A 26,654-nucleotide genomic window follows, 5' to 3' on the forward strand; every position below is an offset into this window, starting at 1 on the left:
CCGTCATATATGCAGAAACCACAAAAAAGAAATATCATGAAACAGATCATGCTGGTCTGCGCAGTATTGCTGCTCAGCCAATTCGCAAAGGCACAACATATCGAAACCCTGACCAGCCGGACAGGTAAACCCTCCAGCTTCGGCGCATACGGGAACGCCCAGGGAAAGATCACTGCTATAGATGGCAAATTTGCGGTCATGACAGGAGGTTATGGCGGCGTATTCCTCAACAAGAAGATATTGCTGGGCGCCGCAGGGTATTCCCTGGCCAACCGTATCAAAGTACCGCAGCAGGAGGACCGGAACTGGAATGTATGGTACACCGGTGCGATAGCGGAATATGTATTCAATTCGGACAAGCTCTTCCATTGGTCTGCCGGGGCCCTGCTGGGTGGCGGTGGCGTATCTCAGCGCACGGAATACCGCAAAGGCCGTGACGACGTGCATGTTTCCAGCGGGTTTGCCGTAGCAGAGCCATTCATCAATGCAGAAATGAACATTACCCATTACCTGCGCATTACCGCAGGCGGCTCATGGCGGCAGACCTTCGGAACCAGCTCCGGTGCAGGCATCACGGATGCCAAACTCAGCGCCCCGGCCTTCCACCTCGGCATCAAAGCCGGGCTGTTCTGACCGTTCGTACCAAACCACCGCCACCTTTTAATCGTTTTGCCCTAATTTTGGCCGCCGGGATCTGAAAAGACTGTCCCGGCGTCCGCCATGTACAAACGCTCCGCTGTATTGAAAAGCATCGTCCGCATCCTCCTTGTCACATCCGGTATATTGTCCGCCCCCGGCCTGTATGCACAACAGCCGCTCAGCAAAACCGTTTCCATAAAGGTCAGCAAACAACCGGTAGACACCGTATTGCAGCAACTATCCCGCCAGGGCAGGCTGCACTTCTCCTACGTTGGTACCCCATTCCGGAAAGACAGCCTCGTGACCATCACCGTCATACAGAAAAGCGTCCGGCAGGTGCTGGACATCCTGTTCGATTACCGCATGCAATACATTGAATCGGGCGATAACATCATTCTGCAGCAGGCCGACGGCTACCGTGAAAGACATTATTCCATCAGCGGATATGTGCGGGACCGCGAGAACGGGCAGGCTATTTCCAATGCCAGTATTTACGAACGTGCAACCCTCTACTCCACCTTCACCGACGGTTCAGGATATTTTCACCTCCGGCTGAAGGACAGAGGGCGCATGCCTTCCGTTCAGCTGACCGTCAGCAAGGAATTGTATATGGACACCGCGCTTTACGTCATGCCGGGGTTCGACCGCGAGATATCCGTAACGATCGCACCCGCAAAACCTGTGATGTTGCGGGAATTCACGGTTTCCGACCAGGTGGACAAAACATGGATCGGCAAACGCCTGCTTTCAGAAGGGCTGAGAAGGCAAACCCAGAACATTTCCCGGTTCTTTGCCAACAAGCCGTTTCAGTCGTCCCTCGTTCCCTCTGTTGGCTCACACGGGAAAATGGCCGGGCAGGTGGTCAATAAGGTATCCGTAAACCTTGTCGGCGGTTATTCCGCCGGATTGAACGGCGTAGAGTTTGCCGGCGGGTTCAATATCAATAAAAAGGATGTGCAGTATGTACAGGCAGCCGGTATTTTCAATGTCGTTGGCGGCAGTATGAAGGGCGGGCAGGCCGCAGGAGGTGTCAACCAGGTCATGCGGTCCGTCAGCGGTGTGCAGGCCGCAGGCATCCTTAATACCGCCAATGATACCGTAACCGGCGCGCAGCTGGCCGGCGTGCTCAACCGCGCCGGTGGAGATGTTACCGGCATACAGGCCGGGGGATTGCTCAATCGCGCCGGAGGAAAGGCCGCAGGCGCGCAATTCGCCGGGCTTGCCAATACCGTGAAAGACAGTCTGCATGGCGTTCAGGCTGCCGGCCTGGGAAATCATGTTAGCGGGAATGCCGGCGGTGCGCAGGCAGCGGGACTGATCAATCATGTACATGGCCATATGACCGGCGCTCAGGCGGCAGGGTTTGCCAATATTGTTTCCGGCGATGTTACCGGCCTTCAGATCGCCGGAGCTGCAAATTTTAACCGAAGCAGCACTGTTGGCGCGAACATCGCCGGCGTATTCAATCACAGCCACCATCCCATGAAGGGTATGCAGCTGGCCGGTCTGGCCAACAACACAGGGGACAGTCTTAACGGCGTACAAATAGCACCGCTGGGCAACCGCAGCGGCGGCACCACACAGGGGCTGCAATTGGGCGTGGTGAATATTGCCGGCTGGCTGAAGGGAACGCAGATTGGCGTTGTGAACATATCTGACACCTCATCAGGTTACGGCATCGGACTGGTCAATATTGCCCGGAAAGGTGGTTATTACAAGTTATCACTGGCTGCCAATGACATCATGCCGCTCAACCTTGCGTTCAAAAGCGGGCGCAGCCAGTTCTACACCATGCTGTCAGGCGGGTATGATCCTGATGAGGAACGGCATGCCCTCGGACTGGGGATAGGCCGTGCCTTCCATTTGTCGGAACGCTTCGCGATCACCACGGAAATATTGCAGCAACATATATTTTCTTCAGGGTGGAAGTCACTCGGAGATATTTACAGATTTCAACCACAACTTCATTTGCGACTGAAACGCTGGTTTTCCCTTCATGCCGGTCCCGCTCTTACATTCAGCGATGATTTTAAAGACGCCGGATTATTGGCCGGGCAAGGCTTTTGGGCAGGATGGCAAATTGGTTTGAGTTTATTTTGATGAAATTCCTGTACGATGTCATTGCAGTAAAAAAGAATTAAAGTAATTTGCCGCCATTGTTATTGTTAACCAAGTTGATGAGCATGAATCATGCGAAGTATGAGCCACTACTGATATCAACAGATGGCCGTGAATTCAAATTCACCAGTGACGGACCGAAAGGTAAAATTCAAAAGATCGTTCAGTTCATTGAAACCGAAGATCCTTCCATTTATAACCTTGCCTTCGGGGATCTTTTATCTGACGGTTATATAGATGATCATGTAAAAAATGATAATAAAGACAGGAATAAGATCCTGGCCACAGTTGCGGCAAGCGTGTACGAATTTACGGCCTGCAACGCCGGGAAATATGTATTCTTCACTGGCAGCACACCCGAAAGAACGCGACTGTACAGGATTGCGTTGGCCATTAACCTGGAAGAACTGAGCAGAGACTTTGAAATATTCGGCATGAACATCGTGAAAGGTTGCTATTGCGCAAAGCCGTTTGTGAAAGGGGTAGCATATGAAGGATTTCTTGTGAAACGAAAAAAAATACTTAGTTTTATGTAGTGAAGTGAGAACAGATGAAATAACATTCCATCTGACCGTAAAAAATAAACATGAACAGATGAAAACAAAAAAAGAATTGAAAGGAGCCGCCGCGCTTGGAGTGAAAGTCAGAAGAGACCGTTCTCTCGACAAACTTTCCGGGAAAGTATTATTCCCCGAAAAACTTAAAACGGCCAACGCCATGATCTCCCGGCTGAAATGGGGAACAGTTTAACCTTTCCTTTCCCCCAAACCGGCAGCGATCCAGCCGCTGGTCCATGCATGTTGAAAGTTGAACCCGCCGGTGATCCCGTCCACATCCATGATCTCGCCGGCAAAGAACAAACCGGGCACTACTCTGCTCTCCATTGTATTCGGATCTATTTCCGATAACCGCACTCCCCCACAGGTCACAAACTCTTCCTTAAAAGTCGTTTTCCCTTTAACAGGAAATTCCATACCGGTCAAACACCGGATCAGCTTATGCTGTTCCTTTCCTGGCAGATCCGCCCAGCGCACTTCTTCGTGTATGCCTGCCTGTTGTAGCAGAAAATGCCAGAGCCTTTGCGGCAATCCGAAAGGATTTTTGGCATGCATCATCTGTCCACCCATATTCAGCCGTATCCCGTGCCAGGCATCACGGAGCGCGCTTTCATGCTGATCCGGCAACCAGTTGACCACCAGGGTAAAGGTATATTGCAGGCTTTGCAGCAGCCGCGCGCCCCAGGCGGACAAACGCAGGATCACCGGACCGCTCATGCCCCAGTGCGTAATGAGCAAGGGGCCGGCCTCCTGGAGCTTCGTTCCCGCTATCTTCACCTGTGCATGGGGAACAGACACACCCATCAGGGCTGTGACCGGATGTTCCGGCATATTGAAAGTAAAAAGCGATGGCGCCGGCGGTTCAATGGTATGCCCCAGTTCCTGCAGCCAGTTGAACTTCTCCGCCTGAGCATATCCGCCTGCGGCGATGCAAACATATCTGGCTTCCAGGGTATTGCCGCCCGGCAGATGCAATATCCATTTTTCTTTCTGCCGGCTAATCCGGCTTACTTCCGACTGTACCGCCACTTTTACGCCGTACCTGTCCGCTTCCCGCAGCAGGCAGTCGATAATTGTCCCGGAGCTGTCCGTAACAGGGAACATCCGGCCGTCATCCTCCGTTTTCAGTTCCACTCCCCGGTCTGCAAACCAGCGGACCGTATCCTGCACAAAGAAATGCGGGAATGAGCGCTTCAGGAACTGCGCTCCACGGGGATAGCGCTTAACCATTGCTGAAATGCTCGTCAATGCATGGGTGACATTACATCGCCCTCCGCCGGAAACCTTTACTTTGGAGAGCAGTTTGTTCGTCTTTTCCAGCAGGCGGACTTCCAGATGCGGGTGGAGCCTGGCGGCGTTCACCGCACAGAAGAACCCGGCCGCACCGCCGCCGATCACTACCAGTCTGTTTGTACCATTTTCATCGTTCTGACCCATATTCCGGCGAATTTCGGACTTAAATGCGCAAAAATGAAATGTTAAAATCCGGCAATTCTTCCCTACTAATTATTCGTAATTCATTATCTTGTTGGTTTAAACAGATAGCCAACGCCATGCAACGCAAATCCCTGCTAAAGTTTCGTAACCTGTTCATCGTCGGCTTCCTGGCCATCGGAGCCTGGGGTATAACAGGTTTCAGGTTACCCGATGACTGGACGGACAGGATCGTCACCGCACTACAAAAATTCGCCCAAAACTACCCACAGGAAAAGGTGTACCTCCATTTTGACAAAGATTATTACGCTGCCGGGGAAACCATGTGGTTTTCCGCATACATCACCCTGAATGACCTCCCCGCCCTCGGGGCCCGCAACCTCTACGCGGAGTTACGGGACGCCAAGGGCGCCATCGTTCAGAAAGAGCTGGTACTGGCATATGAAGGCGGGGCCGCGGGCGAATTCCAGCTGCCGGAGAACATGAAACCGGGCCTTTACCAGGTAAGAGCTTACACGGCCTGGATGCTTAACTTCGATTCTACCTTTCTCTTCTACAGGAATATACAGGTCTTCGACCCCAAAAGCGGCGCCGCAGGCGATAAAGCTACGTCCAAGAACTACGCCGTGCAGTTCTTCCCCGAAGGGGGGGACCTGATCCAGGAAGTCAACAGCACCGTAGCATTTAAAGCCATTGATGAGAATGGCTACCCGATAAAAGTGGCCGGCGTAGTGCGCAACAGCAAAGATGAACAAGTGGGCGTCATCGAAACCGTACACGATGGTATGGGCGCTTTTGAGCTGAAACCCGTAGCCGGTGAAACCTACAAAGCCGTTGTGGAATCTGCCAGCGGCCAGCAGAAAACATTCCCGCTTCCCGCCGTTAAACCCTCCGGTATTGCACTGAAAGTGTTTAACCGCGGCGCACGGATATTTTACCTGACCGGCTTCCATGGACTGGACAAAAATTTCAACGAACTGGTACTGATCGCCCAGATGCAGAACCAGATGGTATATAAAGCCATGCTGAACATAGAGGAAGGAAAGGTAAGCGGATTAATCCCCGCCAAAGACCTCCCCTCCGGTATCATGCAACTCACCGTTTTCGATAAAACAGGCCGCCCGCTCAGCGAAAGGATCGTGTACCTCAATCAGCGGACCGATACCCTGGATTTCTTCCTGGACCCCCAGGAACTGAACAAAGGCCCGCGGGAAAGAACAGAACTGGTGCTGCAGGTGCCCGACTCCATGCGCGGACGTGTAAGCGTATCCGTTACTGATGCCGACCAGGTACCAAGAGATGCCAACGCCAATAATATCATTACCCATAATCAGCTCACCTCAGACCTTCACGGGTATGTACATAACCCATACTGGTATTTCCGTAACGACAGTGCCAGTACGCTGAAAGCGCTGGACCTGGTGATGCTGACGAACGGATGGCGGCGTTTCGACTGGCAGAAGATCATCAATGACAAATTCCCGGAACTCCGTTATCCCTATGAACAGGGAATTTCCGTTTCCGGCACCGCCTATGCCGCAGGCCGCAATCCGGTAACGGACGGCCAGGTGAGCTTCCTGATCCGCATACCGGTAGACAGCTCTACAGCCATTGCTTCATCCCCCGTGGATGCGCGGGGCCGCTTCTCGCTGGATAACATGCTCTTCAGCGATACCGCCAATATTTACTTTCAGGGAAATATGACGAATAAAAAATGGAGAGATGTGGATGTGGAGTTTGACCGTCACTTCTTTGACGTGTACGCTCCGGTAAAAACACCCATCCCCTTGTTGCCGCCACCACCGATAGACGATCGTATGCTGAAAAACTATCTGGCTACGGTGAATGAAGGCAATACGGTAAACCGGACCATCACGAACCGGACCATCTACCTGAAGGAAGTGAATGTCAATGCCAAGAAGCCAACAGCAGCACAGACCACCAACGAACGGTACACTTCCGGCATGTTCACAAGCGATAACGGTTATACGTTCGATCTGACACAGGAAAATCCCGTGGCTTTCAATGTATTCCAATACCTCCAGGCCAGAGTGCCCGGCCTGCAGATCAACGGGAACGTCAACAGTCCGACCCTTTCCTGGCGCGGCGGTACGCCCGGTGTGTTCCTGGACCAGATGCCGGTGGATATCCAGACCGTAGCGAACATCCCCATGGCGGATGTTGCGCTGATCAAAGTATTCCGTCCGCCGTTCCTCGGCGGCTTTGGCGGCGGAGATGGCGCCATCGCCATATGGACACGCAGAGGCGGCGATTCCCAACCGGACCCGAACGCCAAGAGCCTGGAGCTTATGAAAAAAGGCGGCTACCGCATACTGAAAGAATTCTACAGTCCGGACTATGCCGTGAGAAAAGAAGTGCACCGCCTGCCGGACAAACGCCTGACCTTATACTGGAACCCTAGTCTGCGTATTGACACAACAAACAACACCGCTCGTTTCACGTTCTACAACAACGACTTTACGAAGAACTACCATGTTGTGCTGGAAGCAATGGACCAGTATGGCCGGGTAGGCAGGGTGGAAAAGGATTTCTGACCATCGTAACTTTCATAAAAAAAGCGGGGCATTGTACGCAATGCTCCGCTTTTCTGTTTCAAGCATATCCCGGTCAGTCTTTCAGCTTGTTCAGATAAAAGCTGAGTTTGAACAACAACTCGTCCTGCAGGCCGGCCCTCAGCTTGGCCTCGTCGTCCGTAATGCCCAGTCTGCGAAGGCGTTGATAGTACACGTAGGAACCGCCCACCAGCTCCAGGCATTCCTGTATCTTGGTTTTCACTTCGGCTTCCTTGGCCTTTTTGTCAAACTCTTTTTTGGAAAGTATCTTGTCTACAAAATAAAAAGCGTCCTTGTCTTCCGTCCATTTCCCGTCTTCCTTGTGCTGCGGCTTGTACACTTCCAGGTAGCAATTATCCAGCTTTAGCGGCTCACCGAATTCCGCTTTGATATCGATCACCATCGGTTTTTTGACCGTGCGGCCTGCCATGCGTTTTTTGATGGCATTGCTGATCTCGATACCGAGTTCGCCGCTGTTCATCAGCAACTGGTTCAGCTCGGAAAACTCCAGTGCTATGGTGATCCGGGAGTAACTTCTGCCGGTGCGGATCTTTCCAAAAAGACTGGGTGTGGTTTTGTCATCGAACACAATGTCCTCCACCTGTACTTTGGAAATGGTCTGATAATTCGGCTTGTATCCTTCTTCCGCGGGCGTCAACCGTTTATTTTGCGGCTTGGCCACCTCCTGACGGCGAAGGTGTTGAATGAAATCATCCACAAAGCGAAGCTGGTGCTTCTTCAGTTTCGCGTACAGCTCGTGACTGGAATAATTGTGCACTCCCTGCAACACCTGCAGGTCTTCCCAGCTATGATGCAACTGCACCTGCTTCAGTTCATCAAGAATATCCTGCGGTGCCATATTGCGGCGGTACAGTAATTCTCCCAGCAGAAAAAGGGCATAGTCATGCGCGGGGTATCCCAGTTCCGGCAGCACGTCATACGGACTTCTTTTCTGGTCACGCGCTTGTGTCAGCAGCTCAAGATTGCTCACTACGGGAGATAGCAGGTACTTGCGCGCCGCCGTCTTCAATTTGCGGCTGACATAGTCCAGCAACTGGTCGTTTATCATGCTGTGATGCACAAAATCGTGCAGTATCTGCACAAAACGCTTCGATACCGGCAAACCGAACTGGGTCAGAATATCACTTTCCATCTCTCCCACCCGGCTGCTCACCGCTGTACTTGCAGCTTTCCTAGGCTTTTTGTCCAGTTGCTGATAGTGCTCATAATACTCCTGTAATTTCAATTTCAGTTGGTCCATATGCATAATTAATTGTATTCCAATTTATTATATAATTTTTCTTTGATTCATGGCAACAAAAAGCCCAGCACTTCGCATGCTGGGCTAGTAAGTTTTCGGGTGAATTGCGAATCGCAAAGATACGATATTTTATGGGGAAATCATGTGCATAACCCGGTCCGCAAACGGTTAATTTTCGAAGGGTGAATTTCGGGCTTAATATCAGCCAGTTATTTCCGTCAAAAAAAACACCTATAACAAAAAAAGATTTTTGCTGCACATTTGGAAATTGAAAACGAATTACCTTAACTTTGCACTCCACAAAATACGACACGGTGGCTGTAGCTCAGTTGGTTAGAGCATCAGATTGTGGTTCTGAGGGTCGGGGGTTCGAGACCCCTCAGTCACCCACCTCGCAAAAGATGGTCTCTGTCAAAACGGAGGCCATTTTTTTGTGCAGCACACAAGATTGTGCATCATAAAAGACGCGTATGTTACTTTACCTGATTCCTTTTCTCGGCGCATTGACCGGCTGGCTTGTTATCAAAGCTGCCATGTGGCTGATCTTTCATCCGGTTAAACCGGTCAGCCTGGGCCTGTTCACCCTGCAGGGCATCTTTCCCCGGCAGCAACAGCAACTCGGGGAGCAACTGGGAAAAATGGTATCGGAACAGTTTTTCTCTTTTGAGGATATCCGCAGCAAGCTGACAGACCCCGAAAAGATCAGTGCTATCAAACCGCATGTAGAAGAGCATCTGGAGCATTTTCTCCGCAAGAAGCTGCCGGAAACCATGCCGATGATCTCCATGTTCATCGGAGACAGCACCATCCTCCAGATCAAAACCACTTTGGCAGCGGAACTGGATCTCCTCTTCCCGAAACTGATCGATCAGTATCTCCAGAATGTGAAAGATGAGCTGGACCTCCGCAGCATCGTCTCTTCCAGAATATCGGGCCTTTCCGTGGCACAGGTGGAGGCAGGACTGCGCCACCAGGCCGGTAAAGGATTGTCCGCCATGAGTTGGTTGGGTGCGGCCATCGGTTTTGTTATGGGTTGCCTGCAGTTGCTGCTCGCCATGCTGTAAAAAGCCTGACCCGTTGCCGGCTTTCCAACACGCCATCACCGGCAACTGCTGAAAGACGCTTTATTCTCCCGAAACATGCGCCTGCAGGGTGTTAAATACTGTTAATACCTTCTGCCCCCGTTTTAATATCATTCGTCCCTGTTTCCTTTCACTTCATCAATTTGTCTGCAACACAGGCCAAATTGCCCATACTTTTGTGCCGGCAAATACTCTTCCTAAAAACAACGTCTAAATCTGAGTTAAAGTAAAAATCAAGATGAAACCGACTAAGGTTCCATCTGACCCGTAAAAAAACAGATATTAACAGAGAAACCGAGTAAGGTTCCATCGGACCCGTAAAAAACAGATATTAACAGATGAGAAAATTGTTCTTTTTAATTATTGGATCAATTGTGATACAGACGTACGCTGCAGCGCAAGCGCCCCAGGGCACACGGCCTGCCGGTGCGGCAGCCGGCCAGCAACGCGCGGCCATGCCCCAGATCGGTCATGTGTACGGCAAACTGGTAGATGCACAGACCAGGCAAACCATAGAATACGCTTCAGTAGCCCTCCTCCGCCAGAAGGATTCCGGTGTGGTAACCGGCATGCTCAGCAAACCCAACGGGGATTTCAGCCTTGAGCAACTGCCCTTCGGCCAGTTTATTCTCCGTATCAATTTCATGGGTTATAAAACCATCTTCAAAAAAGTATCGGTAACCCCGCAGGCCATGTCGCAGGACCTGGGGAATATCCGGCTGGAAGCCAATACCGAAGTACTCTCCGAAGTACAGGTAACCGGACAAAGGACGGCCTTCCAGATGAGTATCGACAAAAAGGTGTTCAATGTAGACCGGAACCTGACCAGTGTGGGCGGTACCGCCGCGGATGTACTGAAAAGCGTGCCTTCGGTGAACGTGGATATTGACGGTAATGTGAAAGTGCGCAACTCCTCTCCCAATATCTTTGTGGACGGAAAACCCAGCACCCTGACGATCGACCAGATACCCGCCGATGCCATTGAAAGCGTGGAACTGATCACGAACCCTTCCGCCAAATACGATGCCGAAGGTATGAGCGGCATCATCAACATCGTGCTGAAAAAGAATAAAAAGGCCGGTTTCAACGGCATGATCATGGGCGGTATCGGTACAAATGACAAATACAATGCGGGTGGTAATATCAACGCCCGCCAGGGGAAATGGAATGTCTCCGCCAACTATAATTTCAACGCCAACCGCAACTGGGGCAGCGGCGAAACGGACCGGACCAATTTCGGCGTTCCCGGCAGCAGTGTTACCACCAACAATTATACGACACAAACGAGCGATAGCCGTAGCGGCGGGCAATTCCAGTTCGGCAAACTGGGGGTGGACTATTATATCGATAACCGGAACACCATCTCCGTGAGCCAGAACATCGTGCGCGGGTCTTTCAAGAACTTTGAAGATCTCACCAGCGTGTTCAGCGATGAGAACAAAAGCTTCACCGGGCAGAACCAGCGGCTTTCTGACAGCAAGTTCGGCTTCCGCAACTACACCACACTGGTAGGCTTCAAACATCTTTTCGCCAAACCGAACAAGGAATTGACAGCTGACTTTTCCATGAATAAAAGCAGCAATGAACGCAGCGGAGGCTTCAACACCCGGATGCAGGACGCCAGCGGCAACCCGCTTGGAGACCCGCGATTCCAGTTCAACAACAGCGATGGCAAAACCGATTTCTTCACGCTCCAGGCGGATTATGTGAATCCTGTTGGCGCCACAGGTAAATTCGAGACAGGCGTTAAAGCAACCCTCCGCAACTATAGCAGCATCTACGATGTGTTCAACCGCAACAATGCGGGTGTGGATGAGCGGATAGACAGCCTGTCCACCGACTATGAATACAACGAACAGATCTACGCCGCTTACGGCAACTACTCCAATGTGATCGGCAACTTCGGCTACCAGCTGGGCTTGCGTGCCGAGCAGTATGTGTACGCCGGAGAGATCCCGAGCCAGGGCCTGAAGTTCAACCCCACCAGGGCAAGACCGGGCCTGTTCCCCAGCGTGTACTTTTCTTATAAACTGGAGAAAGAGCAGGAACTGCAACTGAACTACTCCCGCCGGGTGAACCGTCCCAATTTCTTCCAGCTGATCCCTTACCGGGACATTACAGACCCGCAAAACCAGCGCGAAGGCAATCCCGACCTGAAACCGGAATTCACCAACAGTCTGGAGTTCTCCTACATGAAAACCTGGAAGGCGCATAACGTGCTGGCCTCTCTCTACTACCGGAATACCAATAACCTGATCACTTCCCTCAGCACCGTGATCGGCAGGGATTCCCTGCTTTCCACATTCGTGAATGCACGGAAAAGCGCATCATACGGAGCGGAGATAACGGTAAAGAACCAGATCGTGAAAGGATGGGATATCACGACCAATGTGAACCTTTATCAGCAGGAAATAGATGTTTTCAATGAAAAGACCGGCAATTATATCACCAACAACGGGTTCAGCTGGCTGGCCAAGATCAATTCGGAAACAAAGCTGCCGGCGAACTTTACCTTCCAGGTAACAGCCAATTACCAGGCGCCGACCATTACCCTTCCTGGCGGAGGCGGTGGCCGTGGCGGCGGGTTCATGATGATCCCTACTTCAGCACAGGGAATGATCAAAGGATTGAGCGCGGTAGACCTTGCCCTGCGGAAAGACTTCCTGAAAGGCAAGAACCTCTCCGCCACCCTCTCCCTGAGCGATGTATTCAATACCCGGCAGTATGAAATGGACCAGGTGGATGAAGCTTTCGCTCAATCCTATCTGCGCAAGCGCGAGTCCCGCATCCTGAAGCTGAATCTGAGCTACCGCTTCGGGAAATTCGATACCCAGCTGTTCAAGCGCAAGAATATGCGTTCCGAGCAACAAGGCATGCAGATGGATACCGGGCAGGGATTCTAATAACGCATAGTTGTAGTTATCAGTATATAGTAGAAATAAAAAGGTCCCGTTGGCTTCGGGACCTTTTTTAATGCCTTATCCGTTCTTTCCGGTAAGCATGGGAACAAACGAGAAGTTGTCGAACACCTCCTCCTCATAATCGTCTTCCCCCACCTTGGTGATACGCAGCATGCGCTGCACATCCTGGCCTCCGACGGGGATCACCATCTTCCCCCCGATCCTCAGCTGCTGTAACAGCTTGCGGGGGATCTCCGGCGCCGCCGCGGTAACCAGCACCTTGTCGAACGGAGCATAGGTAGGCAAACCTTCATATCCATCCCCATAAAAAAAACGGAGCGTGGGATACTTTGATTTGAAAGGGAATTGTTTCACCAGTTCGAACAGCTTCTTCTGCCGCTCAATAGTGTACACATTAGCTTTCAGCTCTCCAAGCACGCAAGCCTGGTAAGCGCTGCCGGTGCCGATCTCCAGCACCTTTTCAAAGGGTTTTACTTCCAGCAGCTGCGTCTGGTAAGCAACGGTATAGGGTTGTGAGATGGTCTGCCCCTCCCCGATCGGAAATGCCCTGTCCTCATACGCGATCCCTTCAAAGGCCGTATCCAGGAAATAATGCCGGGGAATGTTGTTGATGGCTGCCAATACATTTTCATCCGTAATACCTTTCTGCCTGATGTTGTCCACCAGTTGCCGCCGCAGCCCTTTTTGCTTGTAATTGTCTTCGTACCGCCTCATGGCCGCAAAAATAACATTCAATCTGCATAGATACATGGAGGTTCAGCATTTTCTCATTATTTTACACTCCTAAAGAAATTCGTGGCCCAAAAAAGATAATAACAATGGATGCAAACATTCTCAGCAAAGTAGAACAATGGCTGACCGGCGGGTATGACGCCGAAACCGTATCGACAATTGAAAAACTCCGTAAAGACAATCCCGAAGAACTGACAGATGCGTTTTACCGTAACCTGGAATTCGGTACCGGCGGTCTCCGCGGCATAATGGGCGTAGGCACCAACCGCATGAACAGATACACCGTAGGGATGGCCACACAGGGATTTGCCAACTATCTCAAAAAGTCATTCAACGGGGAAATAAAAATGGCTATCGCGCATGACAGCCGGAATAACAGCCGCTATTTTGCGGAAGTGGCAGCCAATGTGATGGCGGCAAACGGTATCAAGGTGTTTCTTTTTGACAGCCTGCGGCCCACTCCCGAACTGTCTTTTGCCATCCGCCACCTGCATTGCCAGGCCGGTATTGTGCTCACGGCCTCTCATAACCCGCGGGAATACAATGGGTACAAAGCCTACTGGAACGACGGCGCGCAACTGGTACCGCCGCACGACAAGAACGTGATCGCGGAAGTGGACAAGATCAGCAGCATCGGGGAAGTGAACTGGACCGGCTGGGAACAAAATATCACCCTTATCGGGAAAGACATTGACGAAGCATACCTGCAGATGCTCAAAGGACTGAGCGTGTACCCGGAAGTTGTTGCCGCGCAGAAAGACCTCAAGATCGTGTACACCCCCATTCATGGTACCGGCATTACCCTTGTACCGGAGATATTGCAGCGCTTCGGCTTTACCAATGTACACATTGTGGAAGAGCAGGCCCAGCCTGACGGCAACTTCCCGACCGTTGTGTATCCCAACCCGGAAGAGTCCGAAGCCATGAGCATCGGCCTGAAAAAAGCGGCGGCACTGGATGCGGACATTCTCCTTGGGACCGACCCCGATTCAGATCGTGTAGGCATCGCCGTGAAAGACCATACCGGCAAATGGATATTGCTCAATGGTAATCAAACCGCCGTGCTGCTCTTTAATTACATCGTGGAAGCCCGCAAACGCAAGGGCCTCACACAACCGAACGATTACATCTGCAAAACAGTGGTCACATCCGACCTGATAGACGTATTTGCCGCTACCAACGGCATCAAATGCTACAATACCCTCACCGGCTTCAAATGGATCGCAGACCTGATCCGCCGCAAGGAAGCAACAGAGAACTTCATCTGCGGCGGCGAAGAATCCTATGGTTACATGATCGGGGACAACGTGCGGGACAAGGATGCCATCGCTTCCGTGGCCATGATCTGTGAAATGGCCGCCTATGCGAAACATGAAGGCAAATCGCTTTTTGAGCAGCTGATCGACATCTACCTGAAATATGGATTCTACAAGGAATCGCTCATCTCCATCACCAAAAAAGGCATGAAGGGAGCGGAAGAGATCGCTGAAATGATGACGGTTTACCGCGACAATCCGCCCAAGACCATCAATGGCTCTCCGGTAGTGAAACTGTTCGATTACCAGCTGCAAAAGGTAACCAACATTGCCACCGGTGAAACCACCACCATAGACCTTCCGAAATCCAATGTGCTGCAGTTCCTCCTGGAAGATGGCAGCCGCATATCCGCACGGCCTTCCGGAACCGAGCCGAAAATAAAATTCTACTTCAGCGTGCATGAGCCGCTGGACAGCGTGGCCGATCTCGAAAGAGTGGAACAGCTGCTGGACAGCAAAGTGACCAATATTATTCACGATATGAAAATTGGATGACCCGGCTGAAACGGACATTTCTAAGGGAGGCTGTACCAAATGACTGGTATAGCCTCTTTTTATTCAGATACCAAACGGCCGTTCCGGCGATATCCCGCATAGGCTGGTTGTTTTGTCTGCTTGCTCTCCTCGCCCGTCAGCCCGTTCAGGCACAGGATTCTACGGACCATACCAAAGTCTGGATACTGGGAACAGCCTCCGCCGCCGTGTACACAGGCTCGCTGTTCATACTGAACGAATATTGGTATAAGGATTATCCCAAGAAAAGCTTCCACACACTGAATGATTTTGGAGAGTGGCTGCAGGTAGACAAGTTCGGGCATACCTACAGCGCATACATGCTTGCCAAATACAGCCGTGAACTGTGGCGATGGACCGGGATACCGCGCAAGCAGCAGATATGGATAGGGGGATTGAGCGGGTTTGCCTACCAGTCCGTGATCGAAGTGCTGGATGCGCATTCCGGGCATTGGGGGTTTTCCTGGAGCGACATGGGCGCCAATGCCACTGGCGCTGCCGCAATGATCAGCCAGGAGCTGCTTTGGGATGAACAACGCATCCTGCTGAAATTTTCCACGATACCGAAACGGTACACAGACCCGGTACTGCGTAGCCGGACGGATGAACAGTTCGGCGATATTCTGCTGGAACGCATCCTCAAGGACTACAATGCGCAAACCTACTGGCTGTCCGTCAACCCTTCCGCTTTTGTGAAAGACAGCCGCTTCCCGAAATGGCTGAACATCGCCATCGGTTACGGAGCGGACGGCATGTACGCAGCGGACGACAATACCTGGGAAGATGCGGAGGGACGGCGGTTCAACTACGCGCATATTCACCGTACCCGGCAGTTCTATCTTTCTCCGGATATTGATTTCACGCGTATCCCTACACGAAAAAAAGGATTGAAAATACTGTTCCAGGTACTGAACAGCCTGAAATTCCCTGCCCCCACGCTGGAAGTGAACAGCGCCGGCAGGATCAGGATGCATGCGGTGTTCTTTTAAACGAGATAAGCAGAACGGATCTCCTCTCCTTCTACATCTACCATAACCATATCTTTAATGGTAGTGGCCAGGCTGTAGCCTACGAAGTCAACCGACAAAGGAAACGATTTGTGGCGACGGTCCACCAGCACAGCCGTCTGTATCTTTCCGGGCAGGAACTGCAGGAATGGTTTAAGGGCATATAACATGGTACGGCCGGAATTGGCCACGTCATCGATCAGAATGATGACCTTGCCGTTAAAATCCAGCTGATGGGATAATTCCACTTCGGCGGGATGCTGTTTGTCCAGCTTTATTTCCATGACATCGATATGGAAGGAAGCGATACGTTTGAGGTGCGCCGCGATCTTGGCGGTGAGAATGGAGCCGCGGTCCCAGATGCCCGCCAGGATAATGGATGACTCGTCGTAATTATGTTCGTATATTTCATACGCAATCCGTTCTATTCTCTTTTCAATCGCGTCCTGCGTCAGGATAACGTTCTTATTTTCCATATAGCGGTTTTGTGCAGCCGTAAAAATACATAAATTGCAATAACAACAAGGTCAAATCAAGGATATGCAAATTGTTTACCAACTCCTCTTTTTAACGGCCCTGGGTGTGGCGGTGTGGTTGTTTACGCGAAGGGCGCTGGGTATCCGGCGGAACATCCTGCTGGGGCGGAATGTGGAACTGAATGACCGTCCCGCCGAGCGCTGGAAGAACCTGCTGCTGCTGGCATTCGGGCAGAAAAAGATGTTCCGCAACCCGCTGGTGGCGGTATTGCACTTCTTTGTGTATGCCGGGTTCATTATCATCAATATAGAGATACTGGAGATCATGATCGACGGGCTGGCCGGCACGCATCGTATATTCGCGCCCGTTCTGGGCCGGCTGTACCTGGTGCTGATCGGTTGCTTCGAGATACTGGCTGTACTGGTAGCTGTTTCCTGCGCCATCTTCCTGGTCCGCCGGAATATCCTCAAACTGAAACGTTTCATCAGCAAAGACCTTGACGGCTGGCCGCGCTCGGATGCCAATTACATTCTGCTGACGGAGATCGTGCTCATGCTGCTTTTTCTGACGATGAACGCGGCAGACCAGGCATTGCAGGCCCGGGGTGCGGAGCATTACATCACTACCGGGGATTTCTGGGTGACCAGTCAGTTCGCCCCGCTTTTCTCCGGCTTGTCCGATTCCGCACTGATAGCTGTGGAACGCGGTGCATGGTGGCTGCATATCCTCGGTGTACTGGCCTTTCTGAACTACCTGCCGTTCTCCAAACATCTGCATATCATCCTCGCATTTCCCAATGCTTATTATACCGATCTGCGGCCCAAAGGCAAAATGGAGAACATGCCGGCCATCCAGCAGGAAGTGCTGTATGCCATGCAGCCTGAGCTGGCGGCCAATGCCCCCGTATCCGACACCGTGCCGAAGTTTGGCGCGAAAGACGTGCAGGACCTGACCTGGAAGAACCTGCTGGACGCATATGCCTGCACGGAATGCGGCAGATGCTCCGCCGCCTGCCCTGCTACGCAGACGGGGAAAGCCCTTTCCCCCCGCCTCATCATGATGAAAACGCGGGACCGGCTGGAGGAAGTGGGCCGGAACATCCGGCAGCATGGCAGCGCTACAACAGATAACAAAAGCCTTTTACGCGATCATATCACCGAAGAGGAGCTGCGCGCCTGCACTACCTGCAACGCCTGCGTAGAAGAATGCCCGGTAAGCATCAATCCGCTGCATATCATCCTGCAGATGCGGAGGCACCTGGTGATGGAGGAATCCAGCGCCCCGCAGGAATGGAACATGATGTTTTCCAACATAGAGAATAATATGGCGCCCTGGAAATTCAGTCCGGATGACCGGGACGCCTGGATACAATAATCATACACCGGAAAAAAAAGAATCATATGCAGATCAAAACGATGGCCGAATATTTTGCCAATGGAGAAACACCGGAAGTGCTTTTCTGGGTAGGGTGCGCCGGCAGCTTTGACCAGCGCGCCCAAAAGATCACCAGGGCATTTGCCGCCATACTGGATAAAGCAGGCATCCCGTTTGCGATACTCGGCAAGGAAGAAGGCTGCACCGGCGATCCCGCACGCAGGGCCGGCAATGAATTCCTCTTCCAGATGATGGCCTACAGCAACATTCAGCTATTGAACAACTATGGCGTGAAATCCATCGTAACCGCATGCCCGCATTGTTTCAATACTTTCCGGAATGAATATCCCCAGCTTGGGGGAACATACGAAGTAGTGCATCATGCCACTTATCTTCAGCAGCTGATCGACGGAGGCCGCATCAAAATGAAGGAAGGCGGCACTTTTAAAGGCAAAAAGATCACGTACCACGACTCCTGTTACCTTGGCCGCGCGAATGGCATTTACGAGGCTCCCCGGCAGGTACTGGAAACCCTGGATGCAGAGCTGGTAGAGATGAAACGCTGTAAAAGCAAGGGCCTCTGCTGTGGAGCGGGAGGCGCACAGATGTTCAAGGAAGAAGAAAAAGGCAATACCCGCGTGAATTTTGCCAGAGGCCATGAAGCCGTGGCCACCGACGCCTCGGTTATTGCCGCCAATTGCCCGTTTTGCATGACCATGTTGACCGACGGCGTGAAAGAAGCCGGAAAGGAAGAAGAAGTAAAAGTGCTGGACATCGCCGAAATGATCGAACAAAACATGCAATAGCTTAACTTTGCCATTATGAACACGGATATCAAACATATATTACCACAGGATTTTGATCCCGCATCCCGGGTCTGGATATATCAAAGCAACCGCCCTTTCGGGGAAAAGGAAGCAGAGGAGATAGAGGAGCAATTGCATCAGTTCACCGCGCAATGGAACTCACATGGCGTTCCCGTTAAAGGCTGGGGCGCATTGCTGTTCGATCAGGTCATCATCCTGATGGCGGACGAAACCGAATCCCAGGTCAGCGGCTGCAGTACGGACAGCTCCGTAAGGATCATCAAAAGCATAGAACGGCAGTACAATGTGAATCTCTTCGATCGTTTGCTGCTGGGCTTCCTGGTGAAAGACCGGCTGCAATTACTCCCCCTGGCCCAGTTGGGGTATGCACTGGAGAAAGGGTTCATCGGGCACGATACGATCTATCTCAACAACACGGTACAAACGAAGCAGGAATTGGAATCGCACTGGCTGCTCCCCCTGAAAGAGAGCTGGCTGATGAATAAATTGGGGCAGACCGCATAGAAATTGTAGCTGAACGACTATATTTGTGCCCGGCAGTTTTACTACTGCCGTTTTTGGCGGGGCAGAACACCCTCTTCGTCAAAGGTTGAACAGTTCTTCTTTTCGAAACAACAAGCGGGAATAGCTCATTTGGTAGAGCATCAGCTTCCCAAGCTGAGGGTGGCCGGTTCGAGCCCGGTTTCCCGCTCCATTTTTTCTCTATAATCTGACGTTCAACAATTCCTGCCCCAGGTCGTGCAACCCTTTTTCTATTCTTTTCTTCTGGCGTTCCGAAGCGATGGCAAGCCCTGCTTTGTACTGCCTTAAAAGCGAAGCGTTCAGGCCGATCCTCTTTGCAAAGTTGGTCACATCCAGCATCCCGAAATGCGCAAATATGCTCGGGAGGTCATATTTGTAGATGTATTCAAAATTGCCATCGTTCAGCGCGGGATCCGGAGTGCCTTCCTCCGCATTAACATCCAGTACCGCCTGCAGGGCGTCTGCGAAATCCTTTTTGGCTTCGGGAATGGTTTTGGCATACCCGGTAATGCCCGGAAGATCCTCCGACCAGGTACCAAAACCTGTGGACGAGGCTTCTACAACTACGATTAACGGCTTCTTTTTCATATGGGTCAAAAATAACACATCCGTTATAACCATCCAAATTATTTATAACACATTTGTTATTATTCTTTTCTTAACACCTCTTCCCCTCAAAAACCTGTCATTCTGGCATTTTTTTATGTATTTTTGCAGTCCTAAATTTTGGACAGGAAATGCTGGAGATCGTAGACAAAACCCATGATGAACACCGCCAGGGCGAAGCAATAGCCCCCCAGGCCGGGGATACCCGCACCTATGCAAAAAAGTTTTACATAGAAAGTTATGGTTGTCAGATGAATTTCAACGATAGTGAAATTGTCGCTTCCATCCTCAATAATGAAGGTTTCGGCGCTACCCGTAACGTTGAAGAAGCGGACCTGGTGCTGCTGAATACCTGCTCCATCCGTGAAAAGGCGGAGCAGACCGTTCGCAAGCGCCTGACCGAATTCAAAAAAACAAAGAAGAGCCGCCCGGGCTTTCTGGTAGGCGTACTCGGTTGTATGGCGGAACGCCTTAAAGCCCAGTTCCTGGAGGAAGAAAAGCTGGTAGACCTGGTCGTTGGCCCGGATGCCTACCGTACCCTCCCCGCCCTTATTGAAGAAGCCGGAACAGGCCAGAAGGCCATAAACGTGCTGCTCAGCCGCGAGGAAACGTATGCGGACATCAGTCCCGTTCGCCTCAACAGTAATGGCGTAACGGCTTTTGTATCCATCATGCGTGGCTGCAATAACATGTGCGCCTTTTGCGTAGTGCCTTTCACCCGCGGCCGGGAACGCAGCCGCGATCCTTATTCCATCGTGGCAGAGGCTACAGACCTTTTTGAAAGAGGCTACCGCGAAGTGACGTTGCTGGGCCAGAACGTAGATTCCTACTATTTTGTGGACGAGCAAAAAGATGAGACCGTTACTTTCGCCGCGCTGCTTGAAAAAGTGGCTGCCATCAGCCCGTTGCTGCGGGTGCGCTTTTCCACCTCACACCCGAAAGACATCACGGACGAAGTACTGTTCACCATGGCCCGCCATGAGAATATCTGCAATTATATCCACCTCCCCGTACAGAGCGGCAGCACGCGCATCCTGCAACTGATGAACCGCACCTACACGCGGGAATGGTATATGAAGAAGGTAGACCGTATTAAAGAGATACTTCCGGATTGCGGGCTTTCCACGGATGTGATCACCGGCTTCTGCACGGAAACGGAGGAAGATCACCAGGATACGCTGGCGATGATGGAATATGCACATTATGACCTGGCTTACATGTTCGCCTACTCGGAACGCCCCGGTACACTGGCCGCCCGCCGGTACACCGATGATATACCGGAGGAAGTGAAAAAGCGCCGCCTGGCGGAAGTGGTAGCCCTGCACCGCAGGCATACCCTGGAAAGCATGCAGCAGGACGTAGGCAAGGTCTTTACCGTACTGGTGGAAGGCGTTTCCAAACGCTCGGAGAACGATCTCTTCGGCCGGAATGACCAGAACAAAGTAGTGGTGTTCCCCCGCGGCGATCATCAGAAAGGCAGCTACGTCAAAGTAAAAATAGTATCCTGTACCGCAGGTACATTGATCGGGAAACCGGTTGACATTGACTGACAGTTTCAAAACCCTGAAGAATGGACAATATTCAAAGCATAAAGAACCGCTTCGGCATCATCGGCAACTCGCAGGCATTGAACTATGCCCTGCAGGTGGCCTCACAGGTAGCCGGTACCGATCTCACCGTACTGATATCCGGTGAAAGCGGCGTAGGTAAAGAAGTTTTTTCACAGATCATTCACGCGCTCAGCTCCCGTAAACATAATCCGTTCATTGCCGTGAACTGCGGCGCAATCCCTGAAGGGACCATCGATTCCGAACTGTTCGGCCACGAAAAAGGCTCCTTCACCGGAGCTGTGGACAGCCGCAAAGGGTACTTCGAGACCGTGAACGGCGGCACCATTTTCCTGGACGAGATCGGAGAAATGCCGCTTGGCACCCAGGCGCGGCTGTTGCGGGTATTGGAAGCCGGTGAATACATCCGCGTAGGCTCTTCCAAAGTACAGAAAACGGACGTCCGCGTTATTGCGGCCACCAACCGCGATCTCCTGGAAAGCACCCATCAGGGTAAATTCCGGGAAGACCTGTACTACCGGCTCAATACCGTCCCCATCCGCGTCCCTGCGCTGCGGGACCGCAAGGAAGATATACACATGCTCTTCCGCAAGTTTTGCGTTGATTTCGCGGAACGGTACAAAACCACTTCCGTGCAACTGGATGAAGAAGCCCGCGAGATACTGATTAGCTATCCCTGGCGCGGGAACGTACGGGAACTGAAGAACATCGCGGAACAGATCTCCGTGCTGGCCAAGGACAAGCTCATCACCGCATCGGAATTGAGACGTTTCCTCCCCGAACAACCAGCCATGAACCGCCTGCCCATGCTGGCGCCACCGCAGGCCAACGCCGGCGGCGGGGATTTCGCCAGCGAAAGGGATATTCTTTACAAGCTCTTCTTCGACATGAAAAAAGATGTTACCGAGCTGAAGAAAATGTTCTTTGAAGTGCTGCAGAACCCCTCTATCGGCCACCATAACAATAATTACCCCGATGGAGAGGTAATGCACAACTTCCCGTCTTCCGAAGCGGCCTCATCACCCAATATCATTCCGCCGCCGCAGCCATATATCCTCCAGGACAGCAACAAGATAGACCATCATGAAGAAGTGGAGGAAACACTGTCTATTGCGGACAAGGAAAAAGAACTGATCGAGAAGGCATTGAAGAAACATAAAGGTAAACGTAAAGACGCCGCCCTTGATCTCGGTATTTCGGAACGGACTTTGTATAGAAAACTGAAGGAATATAATATCAATGAGTAAAACAGGAACCCGGCAACCTATGTCCAGAATTATCGTTTGCTTTATCAGCACCAGCCTGTGGCTGTTTGCAGCAGCATGCTCCGTAAAATATTCAGCCAGCGGTGCGAGCATCGACCCGGAAGCCAAAACGGTGAATGTCCGGTTTATAGAGAACCGCGCTCCGCAGAACAATCCGCAGCTCAGCCAGCAGCTCACGGAAAAACTGCGCCAGAAGATACTGGCACAGACGCGCCTTACACAAACCAACGATCAGAACGCCGATTATGAATTCAAGGGTACCATTTCCGGGTACTCCATATCAAATGCTGCCGTAACGGACATTGATAAAGCCGCATCCGCGCGCCTGACCGTCACCGTCAACATTACTTTCCTGAAAAGGATAGGCGACAAAAAAGGGTTCAATAACCAGTCGTTTTCCCGTTCGGAGGATTTTAATGCCACATTGACGATCAATGAAGCTGAGCCAAGGATCCTGCCCAACATCATCACCAACCTGGCTGACGATATTTTCAACCGGGCATTCGCCAACTGGTAGCCGCTATTTGATTTAAGTATTATTTTCATATTTTAGCACTCATGACCGCCAACAGGATCATTCACCATATTTTTAACCAACCGGACCTCCGGCAAGTTGACCAGGCTGAACTGGAGCGGCTGGTGGAAACATACCCCTATTTTGCGGCCGCCCGCCTGCTGCTGGCACAAAAGCAATATTCCGAACAGCAAGACCTTACTGCTCCCGCGATGAAAAAAGCGCAGTTGTACAGCAGTTCACCGCAACAACTTTACCAATTGCTGACCGGGCCGGTTGCAGAAGAGGGAAGTATGGCACACACACAGGCGTCAGATACGGTATCTGAAGAACTGATCGAGGCAGCGGAAGAAGAGATCGAAGAATATGACACGCTTACCCATGAGATCGTAGAAGATGAAACGCTCGCTGAAAGGACGGAGATCGTGGAAGATCATGTGGAAACGGAAAGCGCGTCAGTGAATACCGTATCTGAAGAACTGATCGATGCAGCGGAAGAAGAGATCGAAGAATATGACACGCTTACCCATGAGATCATAGAAGATGAAACGCTCGCTGAAAGGACAGAGATCGTGGAAGATCCTGCAGAAACGGGAAACACGTCAGCGGAAACAGTATCTGAAGAACTGATCGATGCGGCGGAAGAAGAGATCGAAGAATATGACACGCTTACCCACGAGATCGTAGAAGATGAAACGCTCGCTGAAAGGACAGAGATCGTGGAAGATCCTGTGGAAACGGAAAGCACGTCAGCGGAAACAGTATCTGAAGAACTGATCGATGCGGCGGAAGAAGAGATTGAAGAAGAAGATAGCGCCGAAGCTCGTGACATGACCGAAGTTGCAACAGAAGATCATGAAGAAGAAGAGCAGGATGAGGTCATTGCAGTAGACTACGAACCGATAAAAGAACAGGAAGCAGCCGAACTGGCCGATGAGATCCTCGGGGAGACAAAAGACGAGATCGTTGCCGTTGATTACGAACCGATAAAAGAACAGGAAGCAACCGAACTGGCCGATGAGATCCTCGGGGAGACAAAAGATGAGATCATTGCCGTTGATTATGAACCGATAAAACAACAGGAAGCAACCGAACTGGCCGATGAGATCCTCGGGGAGACAAAAGACGAGATCGTTGCCGTTGACTATGAACCGATAAAACAACAGGAAGCAGCTGAACTGGCGGAGGAAGAACCTCACTTCAGACCTGCTTACGAACCGGAGATCGAGGAAGAAGAGATCGTGTTGACAGCGGATACGGAGCCAGAGGGCCTGGCTGCAGCCGGCCTGACACTTCCCGGCATTGCGGAAGAAGGTGCTTCCGGTGAAAACGAAGGCCCCATCAGGATACACCCGATGGACACTCCCGCCGAAGAAACCACGCTAACCTTCCAGCCCCTTTACACAGATGATTATTTTGCCTATAAAAAGCTGAAAGAGCCGAATAACGCAGAAGCGATGAATGAAAAAGCACAGGCGGAAATGAGAAGTTTCACAGACTGGCTGCGGGAACTGAAAGATAATTTCACAGCCGGAAAAAACACCAGGAACTGGTATCAGCAACAAATGCACCGGTTATATGAAGATGAGGAACCCGAGGTATCCGAAACCGTGGAAAAAATGGCGATGGAGTCCATTACATTCAACAACGATATCGTATCCGAAACACTGGCCGAAATCTGGGTACGCCAGCACCAGCACGCAAAAGCGATCGATATCTACCAAAAATTAAGTTTGCTTAATCCCGACAAAAACGCTTATTTTGCGCAAAAGATCAAAGCATTACAATCACTAACAGACAACAATAAATAGCGAACATGTTAATTTTCTTTGGAATATTGATAGTAGTGGCCTGTATTTTACTGGGCTTCTTTGTGCTGGTACAAAACCCCAAAGGCGGCGGCCTGTCCGGCAGCTTCGGCGGTTTCGGCAACCAGGTGATGGGCGTGCGCCAGACCACTGACGTACTGGAAAAAGGCACCTGGGTACTGGCAGGCGTCATTGCCATTCTCTGCCTCACTTCTGCCATGTTCATTGGCGGCGGAACCGGCGGAAATCAGCAGAAAGGCACCATCGAAAAAATGGGCAGCGGTCCCGGCAGTGCAGCTCCGGCCGGCGGCGTAGCACCTTTTCAGCAAAATCAGCCCGCTCCTGCAACAGTTCCGCAGGATTCAGCCAAATAATATATCAAATTATAATATTTACATAAACCTCGCCGTTGAAAGCGGGGTTTTTTGTTGGCCGGACGGCCGCCCTGATCATACAACATCCCATGAAAAACAAAGCGAAGCATCAACGCTCCCCCTGGCTCCGAAGAATTGCCGTTGCAATAGCCTGCCTCCTCGCCGGAGGCATAGTACTGGCGGCATACCTCCTGATGGGGCCCAATACCAAACCCTTTGGCGACAAGAAATACTTTTATGTACGTACCGGCAGCAACTATAAAAGTGTGCTGGAAGGCCTTAAAGAACAAGGTATTATCAACTCCGCGGCAACCTTCAACATCGTGGCACGCAGACTGGAATACCCTTCCCGGGTGAAAGCCGGGCGATACGAGATCAAAAAAGGCATGAGCAACCTCGACATCGTACGCATACTCCGTTCCGGCAGGCAAGTCCCGGTGAGACTGGTCATTAACAAATTGCGTACGAAGGAAGACTTCATCCGCCTCGTTTCCCGCAACCTGGAAGCCGACTCCCTCACCATGAAAGCCCTCCTGGCAGACCCCGTGTACCTCCGGCAGTTCGGACTGGATACGAATACCGCCATGAGCGCCGTCATCCCCAACACCTACGAATTCTTCTGGAATACCTCCGCCGTCAACGTCTTTGAAAAACTGGAAGACAACTTCGAAAAATTCTGGACAGCCGAAAGAAAAGCCAAAGCAACTGCCCTGGGGCTCAGTCGCACCGAAGTGATCACCCTCGCCTCCATCGTAGAGGAAGAAACCAACCGCCACGACGAGAAGCCCGCCATGGCCAGTGTGTACCTCAACCGGCTCCGCATCGGCATGCGCCTGGGCGCCGATCCCACGGTAAAATTCGCCCTCAAGGATTTCGGGTTGAGACGTATCCGCGGCGAACACCTGGAATTCGATTCCCCCTACAACACCTACCGTTACTCCGGCCTGCCTCCAGGCCCTATCTGCACCCCTTCCATGAAATCCATAGACGCTGTGCTGACACCTGCGGACACCGAATACCTCTATTTCTGCGCAAGGCCTGATTATAGCGGGTATCACGACTTTGCCAGCAACTACAAAGAACATATGCAGAATGCCAGGGCTTACCAGAAATGGTTGAACTCCCGTAATATCAAATAGTTTGTATTTTTATGATAACCCAATAAC

The 26,654-nt window shown here is 51.5% G+C and carries 23 protein-coding genes and 2 tRNA genes; 20 read left to right on the forward strand and 5 right to left on the reverse strand.

Translation table 11 applies throughout. The annotated features are described in order from the left end of the window. Positions 1-36 precede the first annotated feature (36 nt). The 4 genes from FW415_RS20420 (at position 37) to FW415_RS25060 (ending at position 3,507) form a co-directional block, all read left to right on the forward strand. Positions 37-633 carry a hypothetical protein gene (locus FW415_RS20420; protein WP_148388725.1) on the forward strand — a complete coding sequence of 199 codons (597 nt, stop codon included), beginning with the start codon at positions 37-39 and terminating at the stop codon, positions 631-633. A gap of 108 nt (positions 634-741) precedes the next feature. Then, positions 742-2,739, forward strand: a complete 1,998-nt coding sequence (locus FW415_RS20425) for a carboxypeptidase-like regulatory domain-containing protein (RefSeq protein ID WP_148388727.1) — start codon at positions 742-744, stop codon at positions 2,737-2,739. A gap of 77 nt (positions 2,740-2,816) precedes the next feature. Next, positions 2,817-3,293 carry a hypothetical protein gene (locus FW415_RS20430; RefSeq protein ID WP_210420750.1) on the forward strand — a complete coding sequence of 159 codons (477 nt, stop codon included), beginning with the start codon at positions 2,817-2,819 and terminating at the stop codon, positions 3,291-3,293. Between the two features lie 58 nt (positions 3,294-3,351). Next, complete coding sequence (locus FW415_RS25060) at positions 3,352-3,507, forward strand: hypothetical protein (protein ID WP_168208912.1); 156 nt, start codon at positions 3,352-3,354, stop codon at positions 3,505-3,507. Here the strand turns inward: FW415_RS25060 and FW415_RS20435 are convergent. Beyond that, positions 3,504-4,751, reverse strand: a complete 1,248-nt coding sequence (locus FW415_RS20435) for an NAD(P)/FAD-dependent oxidoreductase (RefSeq protein ID WP_148388729.1) — start codon at positions 4,749-4,751, stop codon at positions 3,504-3,506. The two genes, FW415_RS25060 and FW415_RS20435, sit on opposite strands and share 4 nt — an antisense overlap. Before the next feature lie 116 nt (positions 4,752-4,867). On the opposite strand from FW415_RS20435, the gene FW415_RS20440 reads away from it, so the two are divergent. Then, on the forward strand, positions 4,868-7,303 hold the full coding sequence (locus FW415_RS20440; protein WP_148388731.1) for an MG2 domain-containing protein: 2,436 nt from the start codon (positions 4,868-4,870) through the stop codon (positions 7,301-7,303). A 73-nt stretch (positions 7,304-7,376) separates the two neighbouring features. Here FW415_RS20440 and FW415_RS20445 read toward each other — a convergent pair whose 3' ends face one another. Next, positions 7,377-8,582: a hypothetical protein gene (locus FW415_RS20445; protein ID WP_148388734.1), complete on the reverse strand. Its 1,206-nt coding sequence runs from the start codon at positions 8,580-8,582 to the stop codon at positions 7,377-7,379. 314 nt (positions 8,583-8,896) lie between these two features. On the opposite strand from FW415_RS20445, the gene FW415_RS20450 reads away from it, so the two are divergent. From FW415_RS20450 to FW415_RS20460, 3 genes are all read left to right on the forward strand, one after another. Next, a tRNA-His gene (locus FW415_RS20450) sits at positions 8,897-8,970 on the forward strand. An 82-nt stretch (positions 8,971-9,052) separates the two neighbouring features. Beyond that, entirely contained in the window at positions 9,053-9,646 is a 594-nt protein-coding gene (locus FW415_RS20455) for a DUF445 domain-containing protein (RefSeq protein ID WP_148388736.1), read from the forward strand. Positions 9,647-10,002: 356 nt separating this feature from the next. Next, positions 10,003-12,567 carry an outer membrane beta-barrel family protein gene (locus tag FW415_RS20460; protein ID WP_148388738.1) on the forward strand — a complete coding sequence of 855 codons (2,565 nt, stop codon included), beginning with the start codon at positions 10,003-10,005 and terminating at the stop codon, positions 12,565-12,567. Positions 12,568-12,642: 75 nt separating this feature from the next. On the opposite strand, the gene FW415_RS20465 is transcribed toward FW415_RS20460, so the two are convergent. Continuing rightward, positions 12,643-13,299, reverse strand: a complete 657-nt coding sequence (locus FW415_RS20465) for a protein-L-isoaspartate(D-aspartate) O-methyltransferase (protein WP_148388739.1) — start codon at positions 13,297-13,299, stop codon at positions 12,643-12,645. A 104-nt stretch (positions 13,300-13,403) separates the two neighbouring features. Between FW415_RS20465 and FW415_RS20470 the strand changes: the two genes are divergently transcribed. Then, on the forward strand, positions 13,404-15,128 hold the full coding sequence (locus FW415_RS20470) for a phospho-sugar mutase (protein ID WP_148388741.1): 1,725 nt from the start codon (positions 13,404-13,406) through the stop codon (positions 15,126-15,128). Positions 15,129-15,235: 107 nt separating this feature from the next. Next, complete coding sequence (locus FW415_RS20475; RefSeq protein WP_168208913.1) at positions 15,236-16,135, forward strand: DUF2279 domain-containing protein; 900 nt, start codon at positions 15,236-15,238, stop codon at positions 16,133-16,135. Here FW415_RS20475 and FW415_RS20480 read toward each other — a convergent pair. Further along, positions 16,132-16,629 (reverse strand): phosphoribosyltransferase family protein, encoded by a 498-nt coding sequence (locus tag FW415_RS20480; RefSeq protein WP_148388749.1) that lies wholly within the window; start codon positions 16,627-16,629, stop codon positions 16,132-16,134. The genes FW415_RS20475 and FW415_RS20480 overlap by 4 nt on opposite strands. Before the next feature lie 64 nt (positions 16,630-16,693). Between FW415_RS20480 and FW415_RS20485 the strand changes: the two genes are divergently transcribed. The 4 genes from FW415_RS20485 to FW415_RS20500 all read left to right on the forward strand — a co-directional run bounded on the left by FW415_RS20485 (position 16,694) and on the right by FW415_RS20500 (position 19,525). Beyond that, positions 16,694-18,004, forward strand: coding sequence for a (Fe-S)-binding protein (locus FW415_RS20485; RefSeq protein ID WP_148388751.1), 1,311 nt, complete (start codon positions 16,694-16,696; stop codon positions 18,002-18,004). 26 nt (positions 18,005-18,030) lie between these two features. After that, the gene (locus FW415_RS20490; RefSeq protein WP_148388753.1) at positions 18,031-18,810 is read left to right on the forward strand and encodes a (Fe-S)-binding protein; all 780 of its coding nucleotides are present in this window, start codon (positions 18,031-18,033) and stop codon (positions 18,808-18,810) included. Between the two features lie 15 nt (positions 18,811-18,825). Next, positions 18,826-19,335: a hypothetical protein gene (locus FW415_RS20495; RefSeq protein ID WP_148388755.1), complete on the forward strand. Its 510-nt coding sequence runs from the start codon at positions 18,826-18,828 to the stop codon at positions 19,333-19,335. A 114-nt stretch (positions 19,336-19,449) separates the two neighbouring features. Further along, positions 19,450-19,525: transfer RNA gene (locus FW415_RS20500), tRNA-Gly, on the forward strand. 8 nt (positions 19,526-19,533) lie between these two features. Here the strand turns inward: FW415_RS20500 and FW415_RS20505 are convergent. Beyond that, positions 19,534-19,941: a type II toxin-antitoxin system HicB family antitoxin gene (locus FW415_RS20505; protein WP_148388757.1), complete on the reverse strand. Its 408-nt coding sequence runs from the start codon at positions 19,939-19,941 to the stop codon at positions 19,534-19,536. 149 nt (positions 19,942-20,090) lie between these two features. Between FW415_RS20505 and miaB the strand changes: the two genes are divergently transcribed. From miaB to mltG, 6 genes are all read left to right on the forward strand, one after another. Continuing rightward, positions 20,091-21,509 carry a tRNA (N6-isopentenyl adenosine(37)-C2)-methylthiotransferase MiaB gene (miaB, locus tag FW415_RS20510; protein WP_148388759.1) on the forward strand — a complete coding sequence of 473 codons (1,419 nt, stop codon included), beginning with the start codon at positions 20,091-20,093 and terminating at the stop codon, positions 21,507-21,509. Between the two features lie 20 nt (positions 21,510-21,529). After that, positions 21,530-22,774 carry a sigma-54-dependent Fis family transcriptional regulator gene (locus FW415_RS20515; protein WP_148388761.1) on the forward strand — a complete coding sequence of 415 codons (1,245 nt, stop codon included), beginning with the start codon at positions 21,530-21,532 and terminating at the stop codon, positions 22,772-22,774. A 19-nt stretch (positions 22,775-22,793) separates the two neighbouring features. Continuing rightward, on the forward strand, positions 22,794-23,309 hold the full coding sequence (locus tag FW415_RS20520) for an LptE family protein (protein ID WP_168208914.1): 516 nt from the start codon (positions 22,794-22,796) through the stop codon (positions 23,307-23,309). A gap of 41 nt (positions 23,310-23,350) precedes the next feature. Next, a complete protein-coding gene (locus FW415_RS20525) occupies positions 23,351-25,117 on the forward strand; it encodes a hypothetical protein (RefSeq protein WP_148388765.1) in 1,767 nt (588 codons plus the stop codon). 5 nt (positions 25,118-25,122) lie between these two features. Beyond that, a complete protein-coding gene (gene secG, locus FW415_RS20530) occupies positions 25,123-25,488 on the forward strand; it encodes a preprotein translocase subunit SecG (protein ID WP_148388766.1) in 366 nt (121 codons plus the stop codon). Between the two features lie 89 nt (positions 25,489-25,577). Further along, entirely contained in the window at positions 25,578-26,627 is a 1,050-nt protein-coding gene (gene mltG, locus FW415_RS20535) for an endolytic transglycosylase MltG (protein WP_148388768.1), read from the forward strand. Positions 26,628-26,654: the final 27 nt, after the last annotated feature.

The organism is Chitinophaga sp. XS-30, assembly GCF_008086345.1.
Lineage (GTDB): Bacteria > Bacteroidota > Bacteroidia > Chitinophagales > Chitinophagaceae > Chitinophaga.